Raw genomic sequence first — 18,078 nt, 5'->3', positions numbered from 1 at the left:
TCTATCCCCCTTCATAAGTGATGGAATGTATGGCCGCCCATACATTCCATCGTCAAATTCTTTATTTTCCTGCCTGCTGTATCATGCTCTTCACATCGGTCTCAGCCTTGGCCAGAGCTTCTTCAGCAGTAATATTGCCCAGCAGAGCGGAATCGATCTGCGGAGTGATCAGATTTTTAAAGTCAGGTACGGCAATCGGTGCTCTGAAATGAGTGGTAACTTCCAGGTTCTCAACGGCTGCCTTGTAGATCGGATCACTCAGCAGTTCCGGATCGCTGGCCGCTTCCTTGTTTGCTACGTTATCAAAGTTTTTAACCGCCCAGTACTTCTGTGCGTCATAATCCGTCAGATACTTGATAAATTCCCATGCCTCATCCGGATGTTTGGCACCGTACGGGATTTCGGCCACAAACCCGCCGCCGCCGCTGTAATGGCCGGAGCCTTCTGTTTTTTCCGGAATCGGTGCTACGCCAACCTCCATGTCTTTTCCGTAATCACGGATCTGGGTCGCAAAGGTTCCCTGATGGATCCACATCGCCACTTTACCGGAAATGAACGGATTGCTCTGCTCGCTTCCGAACTCCGCCTGCATGGCATCCACGTTCTTTTTGCCCAGCCGGTCATTCCAGGATTTGATCCAGTTAACGGCTTCTACCTTGGCCGGTGTATTGATGTACATATTGTTGTCATTGTCGAAAAAGCCTTTTCCGCCGTCTGCATTCAGCAGCCAGTTGTCAATGCCAAAGTCTCCCCAGAGCGGATGGAAGCCGACCTGGTCATACACGTTACCGTTCTTTTTATCCAGCTTGATTGCGTATTCCTCCAGCTCTGCCCAGGTAGCCGGCGGTTTCTCCGGATCAAGTCCTGCCTCCCTGAATGCCTTCTTGTTATAGTAGAGCATCCGGGTATCCGTATTGAACGGGATAGCGTAAGCCTTATCTTCATACAGCACGTTATCCCAGAGGCTTTCGTAGAAACGGTCCTGAATATTGTCCTGCTCCAGATAAGCGGTCAGCTCCGTATTTTGTTTTTTGGAAGCCCGCTGGTCCACGCTGGCAATATCATTGATGATGACATCGGCAGGATTTTTGGCGGCAATGGAAGCCAGGTTTTTGGTCCAGATATCTCCCCAGGGCAGATATGTATGTTTTACAATAATTTTGTCTTGTGAGGCGTTAAAATCGTTAATAATTTTCTCAATGATCGGACGGCGGGTTTCAGAACCCCAGAATGTCCAGAAATCAATCTCGACTTTCCCGTCCGCGCTCGCGGTAGAGCTTTCCGCTTGTTTAGGTGTACAGCCCGTAGCTGCGAGCCCGAACAGCAGAACCGGAATTAAGAGAGTCTTGGTGTGTTTATGAATCTGCATGAATACTGACCTCCAGAAGTTTTAAGTTTGATTTATTAATGTTGTTAATATACTAGAATAAACAAAATAAGCTGTTTTTGAATCTGAATCCAGATTTATTTCTGCATACCATTTATTACATTTTTATACATCTTCATTCAGGCCATTTTCATTGCTTTTTCGGTTAGCCCTTTATGACAATAGAAAAGGGAGCTGCATGGCTGCAACTCCACCCTTCGTGTATCTATTGTAAAATTAAATATTAATGTCTATCTGTCGTCCGGTTCACATGGACATCCCGGTCACGGCGTTTCAAACCGGCCAGTCCGGCGAGTCCCAAGAGACCAAGCAGGCCCCAGTTACCGTGATCCTCATCATCATTGTTGTCTGCAGCTTGCACTTCAGTTGTGGTGGTTGCAGCCGCATTATTGGCATCCGTATTGTCTACTGGATCTGCAAAGGCTGCCGTTGCACCAAGACTTGAAACAATGAGTACTGTTAGAAACATAGTTTTGACTTTTAACATAATGATCAGCTCCTCTGTGTTGTTGTTAAGTCTGATTTATATCTAACCGATGTAAGGTATTGTGAAACATTCCCTTCAAAATGAACTGCATAAAAAGCCGCCTGGCTTGAACTGATTCCCTGAATTGGGTGAATAACGCGGGTAATCCGCCTTCTCCACGGACCCGTGACAAACGTATACTGTGGTACATTCGTACAAAAAAGGGAAAAGAGGTTGCCGCAAATGATACAACTTGCCTTGGCTTTACAGGATAAGGACGGCCGTTATGCCGAGCATGCCGGTGTGGTTCTTGCATCAGTGTTCAACAATACGGCTTCACCGGTCAATGTGCACATCCTGCATGATGAGACTTTGACAGACGAAAACAAACAGAAGCTTCTCCAGCTGACTGCCCGGTACAAACATACAATTAACTTTTATCCCATTGTGCTGCCCGAAGAGATGCTTCAGGTGATGGCTGCCGTAAACTCGATTAATATATGGACCCCGGCATGCATGTACCGCCTGCTGCTCCCCGCATTAGTAGAAGTGGAGAAAATCATCTATCTCGACTGCGATGTACTCGTGAACATGGATCTTGCCGAGCTGTGGAACACTGATTTGCAGCACCACTACCTTGGGGCAGTCTGGGATCAGGGTATCCGGGAGGTCGCCCATGTCATCCATGATAAGGGACTCAATCCTGACCTGTATTTCAACTCTGGAGTGGTCCTGTTCTCGCTGAACAATATCCGCAGCCATGTAACCTGGTATCAGGAAACCATCAACTTTTTGCGCAATTACCCCGATTCCACCATGCCGGATCAGGATGCGCTGAACGCGGTTTTCGGCGGCAATTATCTTCCGCTTGATTTACATTATAATTTCTTCAACCTGACCATTCCCGACCATAATTACAGCAGTAAAATCGTCCACTTTGCCGGTCCTGTTAAATCTTGGGATCAGGAATCTCCCGGCTGGGGCCTGTACCGCAAGTACCTGCGACTTACCCCCTGGAGTCCATTTAGAGCCATCAGAAAAAGGAGAAAACGTAAGGTCCGTTATGTAAATTTGCGTCTGAAAAGAATCCGCAAGCTCAAGCTCCGGGCTAAACGCCGGGCAAGAGCACACGTGATCTTCTCCAAATTAAGAGTGGCCAGACCCGGTAAAAGCCGCCGGCACCATGTAATGAAGTCCGGAAAAGTCAGGCTGCTGCGCCCGTCGGGAATCAGGAAACTCTTATAGACGCCACACGGCCATAGTTAAACAGCCACGTCATTTGACGTGGCTGCTTCATTTTTTAGAGTACAACTGATTATTTTTTATCCGGCTTTGCTTTTTGATTTTCGTAAAGGGAAATGTACTCCTGGACCGTAATCTTCCCGCTCAGCTCGGCGATGAGCTCATATGGAATACTCTCCACCTTTTTGAGGCGTATACATGATTTGCCCATATCGAGTTTTGTGCGGACATGTTTGGGGTATTCACTCTGAAACCACGACAGCAGCTCAGGATACATATAGAGACCCATGTGGTATAGTGCGATAAAGTTCTTCTGTGAGGCAATACTGACCAGCGGGAGCGGATCCTCAGGAGTCACATGATAGCCCGGGGGATACAGGGAATGGGGAACGGCATATGTAATCATTCCGCAGTACATCGTTTCTTCATACCCGTCCGGAAGATGGTCCTTAATGGTCTTTCTGAGCTTGTCCATAGCTGCCTTGCGGTCTTCAGGCAATGCATGGATATATTCTTCCGGGCTGTCAGCCGCATATTTCATCATGCTCGGGTGCCTCCCATTTAGTTTTTGACGTATACAGATTATAATAAAAATCATATGGAAGAGAAAGGTTGTGGATCATTTCATGAAATTTACAGAATACCGCTATGAACGTCCTGATGTGGAGCAGTTAAAGCAGGAATTCACAGAACTGCTGAAAGGCCTGCAGGCTGACAGTCTGGAGGAGCAGAAAGCCGCGGTCAACGGCATCAATAAGCTGCGCAATTCCTTTGATACGATGCAGAACCTCGTGTATATCCGTCACTCCATTAATACAGAGGATGAATTCTACAAAGCGGAACAGGATTATATGGATGAGATCGGTCCGGTGATTCAGGAATACATAACAGATTATTACCGGGCGCTGGTTCAGTCCAGATTCAGAGCGGAATTTGAACAGGAATATAGTCCGCAGCTGCTGAAAATGGCCGAAATTTCACTCAAGACCTTCAGTCCGGAAATTATTGAGGATCTGCAAACGGAGAACAAGCTCTCCACGGAATACACCCAGCTCATCGCCTCTGCCAAAATCCGGTTTGAAGGTGAAGAGCGGACTTTATCCCAGCTCACGCCGTTTGAACTGTCGACTGACCGTGAAATGCGCAAGCGTGCTTCGGAAGCCCGCTATGCCTTTATGTCCGCAAACGAAGCGGAATTTGACCGCATTTATGATGAGCTTGTCAAAGTCCGTGCTGGAATCGCCGCCAAGCTCGGCTATCCAAGCTTTGTTGAACTGGGATATGACCGGATGATGCGTACGGATTATAATGCGGAGATGGTTGCCAATTTCCGTAAGCAGGTGCTTGAGCATATCGTTCCGGCCGCCAGCAAGCTGAAGCAGCGGCAGGCTGAACGCCTGGGCCTGTCCGGACTCACATTCTATGATGAAGGCCTTCAGTTTACCACCGGCAATGCTGCACCCAAAGGCAATCCGGAGTGGATTGTAGCCAACGGTGCGAAGATGTACCAGGAGCTCTCCCCGGAAACCGGCGAGTTCTTCAGCTTTATGCAGGAGAATGAGCTGATGGATCTTGTCAGTAAAAAAGGCAAGCAGTTCGGCGGTTACTGCACCTATCTCAGCGAGTACAAGGCACCTTTTATTTTTTCCAATTTCAACGGAACGTCAGGTGATATCGATGTCCTGACCCATGAAGTCGGGCATGCCTTCCAGGTCTATGAAAGCCGGAACATCGAGGTGCCTGAGTATGCTTTCCCGACCTATGAAGCAGCAGAGATCCATTCGATGAGCATGGAGTTTTTTGCCTGGCCGTGGATGAGTCTATTCTTTGAAGAAGAGGCTGATAAATACCGCTTCAATCACTTGTCCTCAGGGCTTGAGTTCATTCCATACGGCGTCTCTGTGGATGAATTCCAGCATTTTGTATATGAGCATCCGGAGGCGACTCCTCAGGAACGCAAACAGGCCTGGAGAGAGATTGAACAGAAATACTTGCCTCACCGTGATTATGCGGGCAATGCTTATCTGGAGCAGGGCGGCTTCTGGCAGAAACAGACACATATCTTCCGCTCGCCGTTCTATTACATTGACTACACGCTGGCCCAGATTTGCGCCTTTCAGTTCTGGAAACGTTCGAATGAGGATTTCAAGTCCGCCTGGAACGATTATCTGCAGCTCTGCCGGGCCGGGGGCAGCAAGTCTTTTGTCGAGCTGGTGCAGCTGGCGGGACTGATCTCTCCTTTTGAAGACGGCTGCGTCGGCTCCGTAATCGGCGATATTGAAGGCTGGCTGGACAGTATTGACGATAAGGCGCTCTAAGCCATAAATAATTGTGCATCGATAAAAGACAGTCCCATTGATTGGCCTCAAGCGAATCATGGGACTGTTTGCCTTTCCTTTATGTGAACGGTTCTGCCCTATTATGGTAGAATTAACAGGCACCCACGAGTTCACCGGATAATTGAAGCTACGAAGAAAAGGATGATGAATATGCATCAGGATTCTGTATCTCTTGGTTCTTATGAACAAATGGCGGAATACTACTTCAGTGATGTAGACAACAAGCCTTACAACGCCTACTATGAGCGGCCGGCTACCCTGTCTCTGCTGCCAGATGCCGCCGGCAAAACCATACTCGATGCAGGCTGCGCGGCAGGCTGGTATACAGGGTGGCTGCTGGAACAGGGGGCGGCTGAGGTAACAGCTGTCGATTTCAGTCCGGCCATGATCGAGATGACGCGCAAAAGAGTCGGAGAGCGGGCCCGGCTCGTCTGTGCTGACCTGAATGAGCCGCTTGATTTTATAAGGGATGACTCAACGGATATTGTGGTCTCCTCGCTGGCGCTGCACTATTTGAAGGACTGGAACCCCGTGCTGCGTGAATTTTACCGGGTGCTGAAACCGGATGGCACACTCGTTTTTTCAGTACATCACCCTTTTATGGATTTTACCGTGTTCAAGAGGGAGAACTACTTCCTTACCGAGCTGCTGGATGATGAATGGGATACCGCTACTGGGCCAGTGCAGGTTCAGTTCTACAGAAGGCCGCTTGGCAGCATCATCAGTTCTCTACTGGAAGCCGGCTTTACTCTCGATGCGATGCTGGAGCCGATGCCGACAGAGGATTTCCGGAAGGCACTGCCTGAGAGCTATGACAAGCTGACCCGGAGGCCGCAATTTTTATTTATCAGAGCCCGGAAAAGCGCAAAATAAAAGAACGACGTCGCCGTCGTTCTTTTGGGTCTGCCCAGCACATCTGTGTGATGATGCTACTCCAGCCCGTGTTCTTTGCGGATGTTGTACAAGCCTTGAATCAGCAGCTCGGACGGATCCCGGTTGAGCTGGTAGTGTGTCAGCAGGAAATGCAGTGGAATGGCACAGACATTATGGCCTTCTGTGATCGCCGGGAAGCCTGCTTCAAAGACCGGACCATGCTCAGGATTGAGCGCCAGCCCCGCATGTACCTGCTCAGGAGCGAACTCTTCACGGACAGCCGCAATGCAAAGCGGAACCACTTCATTATCAATGACTGCCTTGGCTTCGTCCTCATTGGTTGGCGGCTTAGGAAGAGGTCTGCCTCCCTTGGTCTTCATCAATTCGTGGAAGAAGGAAGCCATCCAGACTGCAGGATCATTCCCGGACTGGAATCTGGATGCCATCTCACGAAGGAAGAAACCGCAGACATATTCATCATTTGCCTTATCCTTCACACGATACAAAAAGACCGAACCGTATGCTTCGGAATTCGATACTTGTCCTTCAACACTCTCAAAGCTCATTCGCAACGCTACGAGACCATTATGGTAGACTGCCTGGACAAGCTCATTCCACTTCTCCTGGGTCATCTCCGGCTGGTTCCCGTTTTTTTCCTCATTTGTTGTTTCATTAGTCATTTCATTCTCACCCCGGTATCTATCATACCATTCCTTGGCCCAGGGTTAAAATATTCTATATCATAGAGAAAAGATTCCAGCTTATTTGGCAGCCTTGGCCGCATTAAGAATCGCTGTCAGGTAGCCGTGTGTATCGACTAGCGTAGCTCCGCTGACGGCATCCACCACCTGCTCCTTGCTCTTGTGGGTAAGGGTCGCTTCCAGCGATTTGACCGTTCTGCCTGTGGCAAATTTCTCGATGGCTGCCAGATTCTTGTCATAAGCAACTGTGGACTTCGCCGCCTCTTTCATATGCTCACTGTAATAAGTATTGTTGGCTCTCTTAGAAGCCAGAACGACTGCAGGGTCTTTGTAATTCTCACCGAAATCAGAGTCAGAGTTAGGCACTCCCTTGGCCACATCTGTGCTCAGGAACTGATAATCATCCAGGGAAGCTGCCACAATTACACCATTCTGAACGACCGCAACGGCTACTGTAAAGCATTTCGTACCATGAGCCGCAGCCTCCACCCGGCCCACCTTGAGCGGTGCACTGGCAGCTGATGAGACATGGTTCAATGCACCGCTGTTCCCAACTCCGGCAACGGTAAGAGCCATTCCGGCGACAAGCAATAACTTTGTAACTTTCTTCACTTAAATTCCCCCAGTCAGGTTATAAAAACGCTTACACGCCTATTATTATCTCTTTACGGCCGCTGCGTCAGTTACAAATGTTACTGGAAAAATGTAAATATATAGTTAAGTTTTCGCGGCACCCGACATGTAAAAACGGCCTTTCAGCCGTTTCCATAATGTCAGACCCTGCTCAGCTTATCCAGCGCCTGCTGTTCATCCGACAGGAAAAAGAAGTCCTTCCCGTTATTGCACTCGTAGATAAAATCCTTCAGGCTTTTGTTGGAATACACTGAAAAGTCACCCACTACAGCAGCCTTCACATAGTAATTAACGAACTTTTGGAGTATTTCACCCGCAAGCCGTGTTTTTAAATCGAAGAAGCTTTCGCTTAGCAGAGACTTGTCCATCACGATGCGGTCACAGCCGGTCTCATACCGTACAGTGGCCATGAAATCGAGCGCAGACTGAACATCAATTATAACCGTCTCACTGCTGTTCACCACTGCAACACTTACCCCATTCACTTCCAGCTTTGATATGTTCACGATGAACCTCCTGTGTAAACTGTATTGTCATAATAATAAACTGTAACGAAAAAATACAGCGCCGGCAATAATTAATGTACTGACTGCATCTTTGCTCTCCCGTTTGTTTGAGTCCGAAATGAAGTATAATGGACAGCATATGAAATAACGGAAGGAGCAATAAAACGATGATCCTTAGCATGAACTGGATTACGCTCAGGGTGCGCGATCTGGAGGCATCCCTTCATTTTTACCATCAGATCCTGGGGCTTCCAGTCGAACGCAAATTTGAGAGCAGAGGCAGACAGATTGTAATGCTAGGTACGGCGGGCCAGCCCAAAATCGAGCTGATTCAAGGGTCTGATCCGGCACTTACGCCGGAAAGCGGTGTGTCTATCGGGTTCGAAGTAGCGTCGGTAGAGGAGTCTATTGCGTATTTGCAAACTAACGGCATTTCGGTAGCCCGCGGACCTGTTGCGCCCAACCCTCATCTGCAGTTCTTCTATATTCTGGACCCTGACGGGTTTGAAGTGCAGCTTGCAGAGCACCGGTAGAGTCATTCAACTCATAAGCTCCCTGCACATTGGAAACCATAGATCAAAACAGACGCAGGGAGTTTACAGATATGACCTACTTGCCGTTGTAGCAAGCAAAAATAAAAAGCAGACAGAGTGAAGAACTCTATCTGCTTTTTATGGTTTCTGTTATGGAGCCGCAAGCTCAGCAGCCAGTTTTTCCGCTCCGTCAAAAATGGAGTAGCTGTAGCCCCAGAACTGGTTGAAATCGATTAAATAAATCGCTTTGTTCTTAATAGCTGTCAGGCTTTGCAGCGACGGGTCTGCGTAGAACGCCTTAAGTGTCTCCTGCGGATCCAGTCCGCCTGTGTATACCGACATCAGCATGACATCAGGATTCTCGGCAATCAGCTGTTCCTTGCTGACATCGCCTGTAACGGTGCCGAAGCTGTTCTTCAGACCGAGCAGGCCAAGCACATCACCGGCAAAGGTATCGATATTGCCGCTATAGACCGCAATGGCCCCGTTGCCTCCGTCGGATACATAGGCAAAGGTCTTTACACCATCGGCAGTGCTCTTAAGCGCCTCTGCGCGCTGTTTCAGTTCCTCAATATAAGCTGCCGCTGTCTCCTGCACATCAAAGATCTGGCCAATCTGCTCAATATCCTTGTACAAGCTGTCCAGTGTAGCGCCCTCAATACTGGTGCTCTGTACGAACGTCTTGATTCCCAGCTCATTGAGGCCTTCCACGGTTCCGACACCCCAATCTGCATCAGCATACAATCCTGCCCGCCCAAGGACCAGATCCGGGCTTGCGCCGACGACCAGCTCTTTGCTGGCATAATTCTCCGAAATTACGGGAATTTTCTTGAATTCCTCTTGAACTGCCGGGTCACCGGCACCGTATAAGGCTGCAACGCCTACCATTTTATCAGTCAGGCCCAGCTTGATCAGGAGCTCAGCAGCACCTTGTGTGTTGGCTACCACTTTTTCGGGTGCCTTGTCAAACGTCTGGGATTTGGTCTTCCACTCTGTACCTTCCCCATTGTTCGTGTAATTCTCTATCGTAAGCGGGTATACCGTCTTCGTGCTTGGAGCAGTAGTTGCTTCTGCACTTGTATTAGTGCTGCTGCTGTTTGCAGGCTCCGATGGACTTGCTGCTGTGTTCTCATTCTGCGTGTTTGACGAACACGCGGATATCATGACTGCCAACATCAGCACCGCCAGCAGCGGTACAAATCTCTTCAATTGAACTCTCATTATTCCTATCCCCTTTTCTGTATGTACGTTGGTCGATACATTCGTAGAATATAGAAAGCAGCACCACCTGTCAATGATAATAATTCTCATTGACAATGATTCTCACTGTGATATATATTTTAAATTAAAACATTATAAGGAGTTATACGAATGCCATGCAGACTGATCTAGCAATGCAAGCTGAACCCAAGCAATCCATGATCAGCACCCGGTACGGATTTATGACGGTCACTCTGGTGCTGCTGATTATTACCCTTTTATCGGCTGGCGCGGCGGTTTCTTTTGGACAAGTGGAAATCCCTGTATCACAGTCTTACCGGATTCTGCTGCATCATCTCACAGGTATTCAAATCAGTGATGCCCAGGAGCTGGCTTCCGGTTCTTTCTCGGATATCATCTGGAAGATCCGTTTTCCGCGTGTACTGATGGCGATGTTCATCGGTGCCGGACTTACGCTGTGCGGTACCATCATGCAGGCTGCTGTACAGAACCCATTAGCTGATCCATACATACTCGGTATTTCTTCCGGCGGTTCTCTCGGCGCAACCTTTGCCATTCTCATCGGCTTCGGCTCCATGAGTCTGCTCGGCCAGACTGGCGTGGCTTTCTGGGCTTTTGCCGGGGCCGTCGGGGCTTCACTTCTCGTACTTATGCTGGCAAGCGCCGGCGGCAAAATGACCTCTGTCAAGCTCGTGTTAGCCGGGATGGTCATTAACGCGTTATGTACTGCTTTTGCCAATTTTATCGTCTATTTTGCAAATAATGCCGAAGGCATCAAAACCGTTACCTTCTGGACCATGGGCAGTCTGGCCGCATCAAGCTGGGACAAACTTCCTCTGGTTGCCATTGCAGTACTGGCTGCGATCCTCTTTTTCTTGATGCAGTTCCGTGTACTGAACGCCATGATGCTTGGTGATGAAGCAGCCGTCACGCTCGGTATTCAGCTCGGTGCATACCGGAGAGGATACATGATCATCACCGCGCTGATTACCGGCATTATGGTCGCAAGCTGCGGAATGATCGGATTTGTCGGGCTGATCATCCCCCATCTGGTCCGCGGGCTGGTAGGCTCTGACCACCGCCGACTGCTGCCGGCATCCATTCTGTTCGGCGCGATCTTTATGATCTGGACCGATGTCATCGCCCGGACCCTTGTGCCGAATGTAGAATTACCGATCGGCATCATTACCGCTTTAATCGGCGCACCGATGTTCATGTACATGCTGGTCAAAAAAGGCTACGCTTTTGGAGGGAAATCTTAATGAACTTAACTGTCGAGCATGTGTCTGTGTCCTTTGCTAACGCAAATATTGTAAAGGACGTATCGCTGAAGGTTCAGAACAAACAGTTTGTCGGCCTGATCGGGCCCAACGGCTGCGGCAAATCCAGCCTGCTCAAAAGCATTTATAAAGTAATCAAACCGCGCCAGGGTGAGGTCTTCCTCTCCGAACTGGACGTGATGAAAGCCAGTCCCAAGCTGGTAGCGCAGAAGCTCGGCGTTGTCGGCCAGTTCAATGAGCTGAGCTTTGACTTTACTGTACGTGAAATGGTCGCCATGGGCAGAACTCCGCACAAGGGAATGCTGGAAACAGATAACCGGGAGGATTATGCAATTGTCTCGTCCGCTTTACGTAAGGTCAATCTCGAAGGCCATGCCGCCCGCAGCTATAACTCTCTGTCCGGCGGGGAAAAGCAGCGTGTCATTCTGGCCCGGGTACTGGCCCAGCAGCCGGAGTTCATGATTCTCGATGAGCCGACCAACCACCTGGACATTAAATATCAGCTGCAAATTCTGAATATTGTCCGCAAGCTGAACATCGGTATTCTGGCCGCACTCCACGATCTTACCCTTGCTGCTGAATACTGCGACTACCTGTATGTGATGAAAGAAGGCCAGGTCGCTGCCAGCGGCAAACCTGAAGATATTTTAACGAAAGAACTGATCGGCCAGGTATTTGATGTCACTTGTGAGACCTACCGCAACCCGGTAACCGGTGCGCTGGGTATTGCTTATCTGGAGACGAACTAAATTTTGTTCATAAAAAGACGACATCCTGTTGCTTAGGATGTCGTCTTTTGTATAGAACGGGCAGCCTTATGACAAGTCCGGGACTGGCACCTTGGACCAGTTCATGTCCGTGCCCAGATAAAAGCTGGTGTAGCACGGCTGGTTGTAAACCACGTTCTGCCAGGCCACTCCTGTCCGGTACTGCGGATCATGCATCAGAGTGTACAGCTTCCGGTCTGTGACCTCTGTACTCATATAGATCCGGATAGCTGTGCTGTCTTCCGTACGCACCACAAGCTCTTCCCGCCAATCGCCGAACAGATCTGCCACCAGGCAGGGATTGCCTTTGGTGCCGTTGTTGGAGCGCGTGCCTTCGGCTGTCAGCAGCCGGCCCCGCTTCCAGTCTTCAATGGCCACAGGTTCGTCAAACGTGCCGCTGATGAACTGGGTTGTCATGTCTGCTGCCCACTTGATGTTCATATTGGTCCCCGGGGCCTGCTCATCCAGCTGTTCACCCTTGGCGGAGCGCAGGCCCCTGGACGGCTCATGGGCCAGGTGGCTTTCGCTGCACCAGGTTTGCAGCCCCGGTACATCGGGATCTACTTTGCCGATCATCCCCCTGCCCACGTCCTCCCTCGCGAAGTCGCCGTACAGTACCTCTCCGGTTGCAGCATCCCGCAGCGTATATCCGTACGGTCCATGAATGCCTTCCTCATGGACCATATAAATCTGGAGACCCTCCCGGTCAGGATCGACAACCGCCACATGCAGGGCATCTCCGTGCCCCAGCTTGGCGTATTCCCCGGGCGCTGCGCTCCCTTCCGGCAGAATTCCGCCGGAGCTGTACAGGATGCTGCCGTCATGATCAACAGTCGCCGACCCGTAAATGATCTCCTGGCAGCCGTCCCCGTCCACATCAGCGGTAGACAGGGCATGGGCGCCCTGCTTGGCCAGTCCGCCGAAGCCCGGATTCCGGCCGTCCTGCCCGTGCAGCGTATCATTAAACGGATTATTCATGGTGACCCAGCCGCTGTCGGTGTACCATCTCTCCTTCAGCTCCTGCCCGTCCCAGCTGTATGCCGCTATCGCAGCGCGGGTATAGTACCCGCGGGCAAACAGCGCATAAGGCTTGCTGCCGTCCAGGTATGCCACTCCTGCCAGGAAGCGGTCCACCCGGTTTCCCGGCTCGATCCGGTTCCAGGAATAGTCTCCCCACATCAGCCCGTCATCGTGGCGTCCCGGCTTGTAGCGGACCGTCGCCAGTTCTTCTCCCGTTGCGCCGCGGAACACGCTGAGGTACTCCGGCCCTTGCAGAATAAAACCTTCGAACTGGCGGAGCTTATTGCGTTCGCTTCTTGAAGGGGCATATACATCCAGGAAATAATCAGCCAGCTTCACCGCATCCTCCCGGGTGAGGGGGTAAGCGTACTGCGGAGCTATTCCAAAGCATTCCTCCAGCGTAGCCGGCCAATGTCCGGCCACTACCTCCTCATGCAGGTGCCAGCTCCGGAACATCTCTGCCACGTGCGCTGCATAGCCGGCGCCGTTCATCCGGTAATCATCCTTATGACTGTATCCGGCTTCCTCATCCTCCGGCAGCAGGGTAATGAAGGTTTCAGATTCAGGCACTCCGTCACCGTAACGGATGATTCGGGTACCTGGCGCTGTTTTGAACATCAGCTCGGCCCTGCCGTCGCCGTCGAAATCGTATACCAGAAACTGTGTGTAGTGGGCTCCGGCACGAATATTTACTCCCAGGTCAATCCGGTACAGTAGCGTGCCGTTTTGCTTGTAGCAGTCCAGATACACATTGCCTGTATAGCCTGCATGGGAGACATCCTTGGCATTGGACGGATCCCATTTGACGAAATATTCGTATTCCCCGTCACCGTCCACGTCACCGACACTCATGTCATTGGCGCTGTAGGTGTAGGGCTGGCCGGAAGGGGTAACCCCGTTTGCAGGCTTTTGCAGCGGAATTTCCAGATAAGGAGTTTCCCACGGACGGATTTCTGCGCAGCGCTCCTGCTCCTCCCCGTTCATTACTGCAGCAACTGAATAGCTGTCTTCCTGGGTACCTGCTTTATCCAGGTAATTCGTGCTGTCACTGATCTCTGCAATTAAAGAGCCGCTGCGGTATAGGCGGAAATCTGCTCCATTCAGACCCTTGTCTGTGGCCCCGGTCACCTCCTGTCCCCATAGTCTCCAGCTGATAAATATTCCTTCGGAGGTGCAGACGGCCGCCAGCCCCCGGTCCAAATGTTCCATTTGTATGCTCATTCCAGAATCTCCTCCATTATGATCCGTTATACACCTTCGTCCCGCCGTGCCCTTACGTCTCACACTGAGCGGATAATGCAGCTACCAAAAATCCACACTTGTAGCATACTTACTAGTGTACATTCCGGGCAATAAGACATTCTTGCCCCGGCGGTTTCAGGGATTTGGACTATTTAGAACGGATTGCACAATTTTGCAGATAGCCTGCCCCCCCCATCCCGGAAGCAACAAAAAAACGGCATTTCTGCCGTTTTCGGGAGATGGACTCTCAGGGATTCGAACCCTGAACCAATTGATTACAGTCAATCGATACTCTGCCAGCTGAGCCAAGAGTCCATAGGAATTCAACTTTTTCGTTGTCGATATCATTAGTTTCAATATGATTACTCAATAATCCTCTTTTGTGTAACCCGGCTATGTAAAATATCAAAAAAAAGAAACAGCATCTTTGCTGTTTCTTCTGTGATGGACTCTCAGGGGCTCGAACCCTGGACAAATAGATTAAGAGTCTACTGCTCTACCAACTGAGCTAAGAGTCCTCATATGCAGTACTGACGATTGACTGAAATCATTGAAACGAGATCATCCCGTAAAGTGCATATCGTTTTCCCGTATAAAAGAATATATCATATTTCAATGTATAGTTCAAGTTATTTTTTTGGTATCGAAAATAAACCACGACCGTCCCTCTCCCCGGGAAACTGCAGTCGGGTCATGCAGAGAGGCATTATCGTACATATACGAAGCAGAACTGAAGCTATGCTTTCTGCGGGTCAGCACATAATAAACCGGGAGTCCGGCCAGAGTTATGGCGGTTCCACTCAGCCAGCGCAGCGGATCACTGACAACCATGCTGCCAAATATGTATAATCCGTCTGCCACCCCAATTCGCGATTGAATTCATTTTTAAGTTCAAGGTATAATAGAAAAAATAAGTCGTGAAGCACACGCCGCTTGTAATACTCAACCCTTTCCTAGGTAGTTTTTAGGAGGGGTCGGGTGTTAGGGCGGCTTTTTTGCGGAAAAATATAGCGTTCGGTTGAGCGTTCAAGGATAAGGATGGAATGTCGCGATTTGAGCAGCAGTACGGGGAATGGGTAGCCAGTAACATGGAGAATGAGAATAACCATCGGCGGAAGGAGTTACTCGGCAAAGGATTAGGTCATGGAACTGTCGAATTTCTCCGCACCGTATGGTTTCCGGTAATCGGCAATCTGGATCATCTGTTTCCGGAATGGGAGGTACGTGATTTCAACAACGGCTACCGCTATCTGGATTTGGCCTACATGCCTGGGGGTGTAAAGGGCGGAATTGAGATTCAGGGCTATGGGCCTCATGCCAGGGATCTTGATGTCAGGAGGTTCAAGGATTTATGCCGCCGTCACTGCCTGCTGGCGCTGGATGGCTGGACCTTTCTCCCCGTCGCCTATCCCTCTATCGTAGAGGAGCCGAAGCAGTGCCAGCAGCTGGTGCTGTCTTTTGTAGGCAAATTCACTGCGACGGACGTTCCTTCGACACTGACATGGATGGAAGCTGAAACGTTGCGGTTCGCAAGGCGCCTGCTCCGGACGTTCACTCCTCTGGAACTGGCACAACATCTCAAAGTATCTGACAAGCACGCCAGACGTCTCCTCCACGAAATGGTCGAACATCAGCTGCTGGACGTTGCCGGCGGCGGGCGCCAGCGTTACCGGACGTATCAGTTGAGGGTATGATTATGCCAGGAAGCTTGAATGGATTGTAAAAGAAACTTCGTCTGAAGCAGCGCTAATGGTCGATTCAACGAGCTTCTAAACTATTATAACTCGTTGTTCCTGATCACATACAAAATGCTTGATCTAGTCACATTGTAACTTTCCATCCTAACGGACCGAGGATCCGTTAATTGAACAGAATAGTGTATTTTTGTACGCTAACGGACTCAGGGGGCGTTATTTGCGGTCACTGGGTCGATTTAGGCACCGATACAAGCGAATAACGGAACTACGGTCCGTTAGCCCGGCAAAAAGCGTTAAATGGGGCAAATAACGGAACTACGGTCCGTTAGCGAACCGGCGTGGACAGTTAGCGAAACAGCGTGGGCCATTTGATTCAATGACCAGTAGCAACGGACCGAGAATCCGTTATTTGAACAGAATAGTGTGTTTTTATACGCTAACGGACTCAGGGGGCGTTATTTGCGGTCATTGGGTCGATTTAGACACCGATGGCAAGCGAAAAACGGACCTACGGTCCGTTAGCCCGGCAAAAGGCACTAAATGGGGCAGATAACGGAACGACGGTCCGTTAGCGAACATTGGTGTGTCATTTGGCTTATAGTGCGGGACCGTCCGTTAGTGAACCATCGCGGATCAGAGGCAATTGTGGTCAAAGTGTTCGAGCGCACGAGCCATCGGTGCGAGCGTGCAAACCATGGGTGTGAGCGTGCGAGCGATCAGGAGCGAACGTGCGAGCGATCAGGAGCGATGTGTGCGAGCATGGGAGCGATGAGTACAAACGTGCCGATTAAAGGTGCACATTGAGCAGCATGGTGTATAAGCACTCATGCCTCATGGCCATTCCTTAAACGAATCGCCGTACGGGAAGGTCACTCCAGACCGGCTCTTCGCCCCTCCTCAGCCTGCAGCCTAGCCTGCATGCACAACAAAGAAACGGCATCTCTGCCGTTTCTTTTCTTCTTATATGGACTCTCAGGGGCTCGAACCCTGGACAAATAGATTAAGAGTCTACTGCTCTACCAACTGAGCTAAGAGTCCGTATGGTGTTATTGGTGGAGCCAAGGGGGATCGAACCCCTGACCTCATCGCTGCCAGCGATGCGCTCTCCCAGCTGAGCTATGGCCCCGTGCTGCCTGTTTCAAGAAATACAATATGTATTCTAAAAACCAGTTCAATGCAATTCCGTCGTTATCTCTCAGTCAAGCTTACTTCCGGAGGCGACTTCTATATAATATAAAAAATCGCCTTCGGTGTCAACACTTTTTGAAAAATAAATTATTTAATTTATTTCCCTCAATTATCTTCTCAATTATCCCCTCAATTTCTCCCAAGCCCCGAGCCTTCCCTACAATCCATCCAGCTCATCTGTGTTCTTGGAGAGCAGTCCCTTCAGCTCTTTCATGAACATGTTAATGTCCTTGAACTGACGGTATACAGAGGCGAAACGGACATAGGCCACCTCGTCCACAGGATAGAGCTGCTCCATGACCAGCTCGCCAATCTGGCGGCTCTCGATCTCAGCCAAGGCGATGCCGCGCAGCGACTTCTCCACCTCTGACACAATGGATTCAAGCCGCTCTACAGACACAGGGCGCTTCTCACAGGCACGGATCAGCCCGCGCAGTATTTTGTCACGGCTGAATTCTTCGCGGCTGCCGTCTTTTTTGATTACGATGAGCGGGGTCTCTTCAATCATCTCGAAGGTAGTAAAGCGTTTGCTGCAGCGCTCACATTCACGCCTGCGCCGGATGGACTTATTCTCGTTGGCCGGACGCGAATCAAGCACCTTGGTGTTCGTGTGATCGCAATAAGGACACTTCATAAATGTACTCACTTCCTTTGGATTCTAATTTCCATAAAACACCTTTTAATTGTTGTTATGAAGTTGACAAGTCCGGCACATAATACTGTTACCAACCGATAGGAGGTGAACAGCAATGGGCCAAAGCAATAACAACAACTCCAACAACCTGGTAGTTCCAAACGCAAGCAGTGCATTGGAACAACTGAAGTTTGAGGTAGCTCAAGAATTGGGCATCACTCTTTCTCCAGACGGATATCAAGGGAATAAAACTTCTTACGAAAACGGTTCGATCGGAGGTTACATCACTAAACGTCTTGTAACCCTGGCAGAACAACAATTGGCAGGTCAATTCAGATAACCTGTCCCC

Annotated in this window: 18 protein-coding genes and 4 tRNA genes; 8 read left to right on the top strand and 14 right to left on the bottom strand. The window is 50.0% G+C overall.

The window, feature by feature from the left end; genetic code table 11:
• Positions 1 to 61: 61 nt before the first annotated feature.
• Positions 62 to 1,369 (bottom strand): ABC transporter substrate-binding protein, encoded by a 1,308-nt coding sequence (locus C2I18_RS22055; RefSeq protein WP_249897874.1) that lies wholly within the window; start codon positions 1,367 to 1,369, stop codon positions 62 to 64.
• A 241-nt stretch (positions 1,370 to 1,610) separates the two neighbouring features.
• A complete protein-coding gene (locus tag C2I18_RS22050; RefSeq protein WP_249897872.1) occupies positions 1,611 to 1,856 on the bottom strand; it encodes a WGxxGxxG family protein in 246 nt (81 codons plus the stop codon).
• Between the two features lie 240 nt (positions 1,857 to 2,096).
• Between C2I18_RS22050 and C2I18_RS22045 the strand changes: the two genes are divergently transcribed.
• Positions 2,097 to 3,098 (top strand): glycosyltransferase family 8 protein, encoded by a 1,002-nt coding sequence (locus C2I18_RS22045; RefSeq protein WP_249897871.1) that lies wholly within the window; start codon positions 2,097 to 2,099, stop codon positions 3,096 to 3,098.
• 70 nt (positions 3,099 to 3,168) lie between these two features.
• Here the strand turns inward: C2I18_RS22045 and C2I18_RS22040 are convergent, their stop codons facing one another.
• On the bottom strand, positions 3,169 to 3,639 hold the full coding sequence (locus C2I18_RS22040) for a DUF1801 domain-containing protein (RefSeq protein ID WP_342760312.1): 471 nt from the start codon (positions 3,637 to 3,639) through the stop codon (positions 3,169 to 3,171).
• 82 nt (positions 3,640 to 3,721) lie between these two features.
• Here C2I18_RS22040 and C2I18_RS22035 point away from each other — a divergent pair, with 82 nt between their 5' ends.
• Both C2I18_RS22035 and C2I18_RS22030 read left to right on the top strand, forming a co-directional pair.
• Positions 3,722 to 5,413 (top strand): M3 family oligoendopeptidase, encoded by a 1,692-nt coding sequence (locus tag C2I18_RS22035; protein WP_249897869.1) that lies wholly within the window; start codon positions 3,722 to 3,724, stop codon positions 5,411 to 5,413.
• Between the two features lie 162 nt (positions 5,414 to 5,575).
• Entirely contained in the window at positions 5,576 to 6,307 is a 732-nt protein-coding gene (locus tag C2I18_RS22030) for a class I SAM-dependent methyltransferase (protein WP_249897868.1), read from the top strand.
• Between the two features lie 56 nt (positions 6,308 to 6,363).
• On the opposite strand, the gene C2I18_RS22025 is transcribed toward C2I18_RS22030, so the two are convergent.
• From C2I18_RS22025 to C2I18_RS22015, 3 genes are all read right to left on the bottom strand, one after another.
• Positions 6,364 to 6,987: a hypothetical protein gene (locus tag C2I18_RS22025; RefSeq protein ID WP_249897867.1), complete on the bottom strand. Its 624-nt coding sequence runs from the start codon at positions 6,985 to 6,987 to the stop codon at positions 6,364 to 6,366.
• 81 nt (positions 6,988 to 7,068) lie between these two features.
• Complete coding sequence (locus tag C2I18_RS22020) at positions 7,069 to 7,620, bottom strand: hypothetical protein (RefSeq protein ID WP_249897865.1); 552 nt, start codon at positions 7,618 to 7,620, stop codon at positions 7,069 to 7,071.
• A gap of 161 nt (positions 7,621 to 7,781) precedes the next feature.
• A complete protein-coding gene (locus C2I18_RS22015) occupies positions 7,782 to 8,147 on the bottom strand; it encodes a DUF4180 domain-containing protein (protein ID WP_249897864.1) in 366 nt (121 codons plus the stop codon).
• Positions 8,148 to 8,326: 179 nt separating this feature from the next.
• Between C2I18_RS22015 and C2I18_RS22010 the strand changes: the two genes are divergently transcribed.
• Positions 8,327 to 8,680, top strand: coding sequence for a VOC family protein (locus C2I18_RS22010; protein WP_249897863.1), 354 nt, complete (start codon positions 8,327 to 8,329; stop codon positions 8,678 to 8,680).
• Between the two features lie 150 nt (positions 8,681 to 8,830).
• On the opposite strand, the gene C2I18_RS22005 is transcribed toward C2I18_RS22010, so the two are convergent.
• Positions 8,831 to 9,901: an ABC transporter substrate-binding protein gene (locus C2I18_RS22005; protein ID WP_249897862.1), complete on the bottom strand. Its 1,071-nt coding sequence runs from the start codon at positions 9,899 to 9,901 to the stop codon at positions 8,831 to 8,833.
• 197 nt (positions 9,902 to 10,098) lie between these two features.
• On the opposite strand from C2I18_RS22005, the gene C2I18_RS22000 reads away from it, so the two are divergent.
• Together C2I18_RS22000 and C2I18_RS21995 are read left to right on the top strand one after the other, a co-directional pair.
• Positions 10,099 to 11,163 (top strand): FecCD family ABC transporter permease, encoded by a 1,065-nt coding sequence (locus C2I18_RS22000; protein WP_249902198.1) that lies wholly within the window; start codon positions 10,099 to 10,101, stop codon positions 11,161 to 11,163.
• On the top strand, positions 11,163 to 11,930 hold the full coding sequence (locus C2I18_RS21995) for an ABC transporter ATP-binding protein (protein ID WP_249897861.1): 768 nt from the start codon (positions 11,163 to 11,165) through the stop codon (positions 11,928 to 11,930). Before C2I18_RS22000 ends, C2I18_RS21995 begins: the two co-directional genes overlap by 1 nt.
• 66 nt (positions 11,931 to 11,996) lie before the next feature.
• On the opposite strand, the gene C2I18_RS21990 is transcribed toward C2I18_RS21995, so the two are convergent.
• The 4 genes from C2I18_RS21990 to C2I18_RS21975 form a co-directional block, all read right to left on the bottom strand.
• The gene (locus C2I18_RS21990; RefSeq protein WP_249897860.1) at positions 11,997 to 14,189 is read right to left on the bottom strand and encodes a rhamnogalacturonan lyase; all 2,193 of its coding nucleotides are present in this window, start codon (positions 14,187 to 14,189) and stop codon (positions 11,997 to 11,999) included.
• A gap of 261 nt (positions 14,190 to 14,450) precedes the next feature.
• Positions 14,451 to 14,525: transfer RNA gene (locus C2I18_RS21985), tRNA-OTHER, on the bottom strand.
• 130 nt (positions 14,526 to 14,655) lie between these two features.
• A tRNA-Lys gene (locus C2I18_RS21980) sits at positions 14,656 to 14,728 on the bottom strand.
• A 106-nt stretch (positions 14,729 to 14,834) separates the two neighbouring features.
• Positions 14,835 to 15,071, bottom strand: a complete 237-nt coding sequence (locus tag C2I18_RS21975; protein WP_249897859.1) for a hypothetical protein — start codon at positions 15,069 to 15,071, stop codon at positions 14,835 to 14,837.
• Positions 15,072 to 15,253: 182 nt separating this feature from the next.
• On the opposite strand from C2I18_RS21975, the gene C2I18_RS21970 reads away from it, so the two are divergent.
• The gene (locus C2I18_RS21970; RefSeq protein ID WP_249897858.1) at positions 15,254 to 15,904 is read left to right on the top strand and encodes a transcriptional regulator; all 651 of its coding nucleotides are present in this window, start codon (positions 15,254 to 15,256) and stop codon (positions 15,902 to 15,904) included.
• 968 nt (positions 15,905 to 16,872) lie between these two features.
• Here the strand turns inward: C2I18_RS21970 and C2I18_RS21965 are convergent.
• From C2I18_RS21965 to nrdR, 3 genes are all read right to left on the bottom strand, one after another.
• Positions 16,873 to 16,945 (bottom strand) — tRNA-Lys (locus C2I18_RS21965).
• 12 nt (positions 16,946 to 16,957) lie between these two features.
• Positions 16,958 to 17,033 (bottom strand) — tRNA-Ala (locus C2I18_RS21960).
• A gap of 219 nt (positions 17,034 to 17,252) precedes the next feature.
• Entirely contained in the window at positions 17,253 to 17,729 is a 477-nt protein-coding gene (gene nrdR / locus C2I18_RS21955) for a transcriptional regulator NrdR (protein ID WP_249897857.1), read from the bottom strand.
• A gap of 115 nt (positions 17,730 to 17,844) precedes the next feature.
• Here nrdR and C2I18_RS21950 point away from each other — a divergent pair, with 115 nt between their 5' ends.
• The gene (locus C2I18_RS21950; protein ID WP_249897856.1) at positions 17,845 to 18,069 is read left to right on the top strand and encodes an alpha/beta-type small acid-soluble spore protein; all 225 of its coding nucleotides are present in this window, start codon (positions 17,845 to 17,847) and stop codon (positions 18,067 to 18,069) included.
• Positions 18,070 to 18,078 lie beyond the last annotated feature (9 nt).

It is taken from the genome of Paenibacillus sp. PK3_47, assembly GCF_023520895.1.
GTDB lineage: Bacteria > Bacillota > Bacilli > Paenibacillales > Paenibacillaceae > Paenibacillus_AQ.
This window is presented reverse-complemented; position numbering and strand designations above follow the sequence as displayed.

Bases quoted from the DNA above. Each gene is read 5' to 3' on its own strand.
- C2I18_RS22055 (WP_249897874.1), bottom strand. From the start codon at position 1,369: ATGCAGATTCATAAACACACCAAGACTCTCTTAATTCCGGTTCTGCTG.
- C2I18_RS22050 (WP_249897872.1), bottom strand. From the start codon at position 1,856: ATGTTTCTAACAGTACTCATTGTTTCAAGTCTTGGTGCAACGGCAGCC.
- C2I18_RS22045 (WP_249897871.1), top strand. From the start codon at position 2,097: ATGATACAACTTGCCTTGGCTTTACAGGATAAGGACGGCCGTTATGCC.
- C2I18_RS22040 (WP_342760312.1), bottom strand. From the start codon at position 3,639: ATGATGAAATATGCGGCTGACAGCCCGGAAGAATATATCCATGCATTG.
- C2I18_RS22035 (WP_249897869.1), top strand. From the start codon at position 3,722: ATGAAATTTACAGAATACCGCTATGAACGTCCTGATGTGGAGCAGTTA.
- C2I18_RS22030 (WP_249897868.1), top strand. From the start codon at position 5,576: ATGATGAATATGCATCAGGATTCTGTATCTCTTGGTTCTTATGAACAA.
- C2I18_RS22025 (WP_249897867.1), bottom strand. From the start codon at position 6,987: ATGACTAATGAAACAACAAATGAGGAAAAAAACGGGAACCAGCCGGAG.
- C2I18_RS22010 (WP_249897863.1), top strand. From the start codon at position 8,327: ATGAACTGGATTACGCTCAGGGTGCGCGATCTGGAGGCATCCCTTCAT.
- C2I18_RS22005 (WP_249897862.1), bottom strand. From the start codon at position 9,901: ATGAGAGTTCAATTGAAGAGATTTGTACCGCTGCTGGCGGTGCTGATG.
- C2I18_RS22000 (WP_249902198.1), top strand. From the start codon at position 10,099: ATGATCAGCACCCGGTACGGATTTATGACGGTCACTCTGGTGCTGCTG.
- C2I18_RS21995 (WP_249897861.1), top strand. From the start codon at position 11,163: ATGAACTTAACTGTCGAGCATGTGTCTGTGTCCTTTGCTAACGCAAAT.
- C2I18_RS21990 (WP_249897860.1), bottom strand. From the start codon at position 14,189: ATGAGCATACAAATGGAACATTTGGACCGGGGGCTGGCGGCCGTCTGC.
- C2I18_RS21970 (WP_249897858.1), top strand. From the start codon at position 15,254: ATGTCGCGATTTGAGCAGCAGTACGGGGAATGGGTAGCCAGTAACATG.
- nrdR (WP_249897857.1), bottom strand. From the start codon at position 17,729: ATGAAGTGTCCTTATTGCGATCACACGAACACCAAGGTGCTTGATTCG.
- C2I18_RS21950 (WP_249897856.1), top strand. From the start codon at position 17,845: ATGGGCCAAAGCAATAACAACAACTCCAACAACCTGGTAGTTCCAAAC.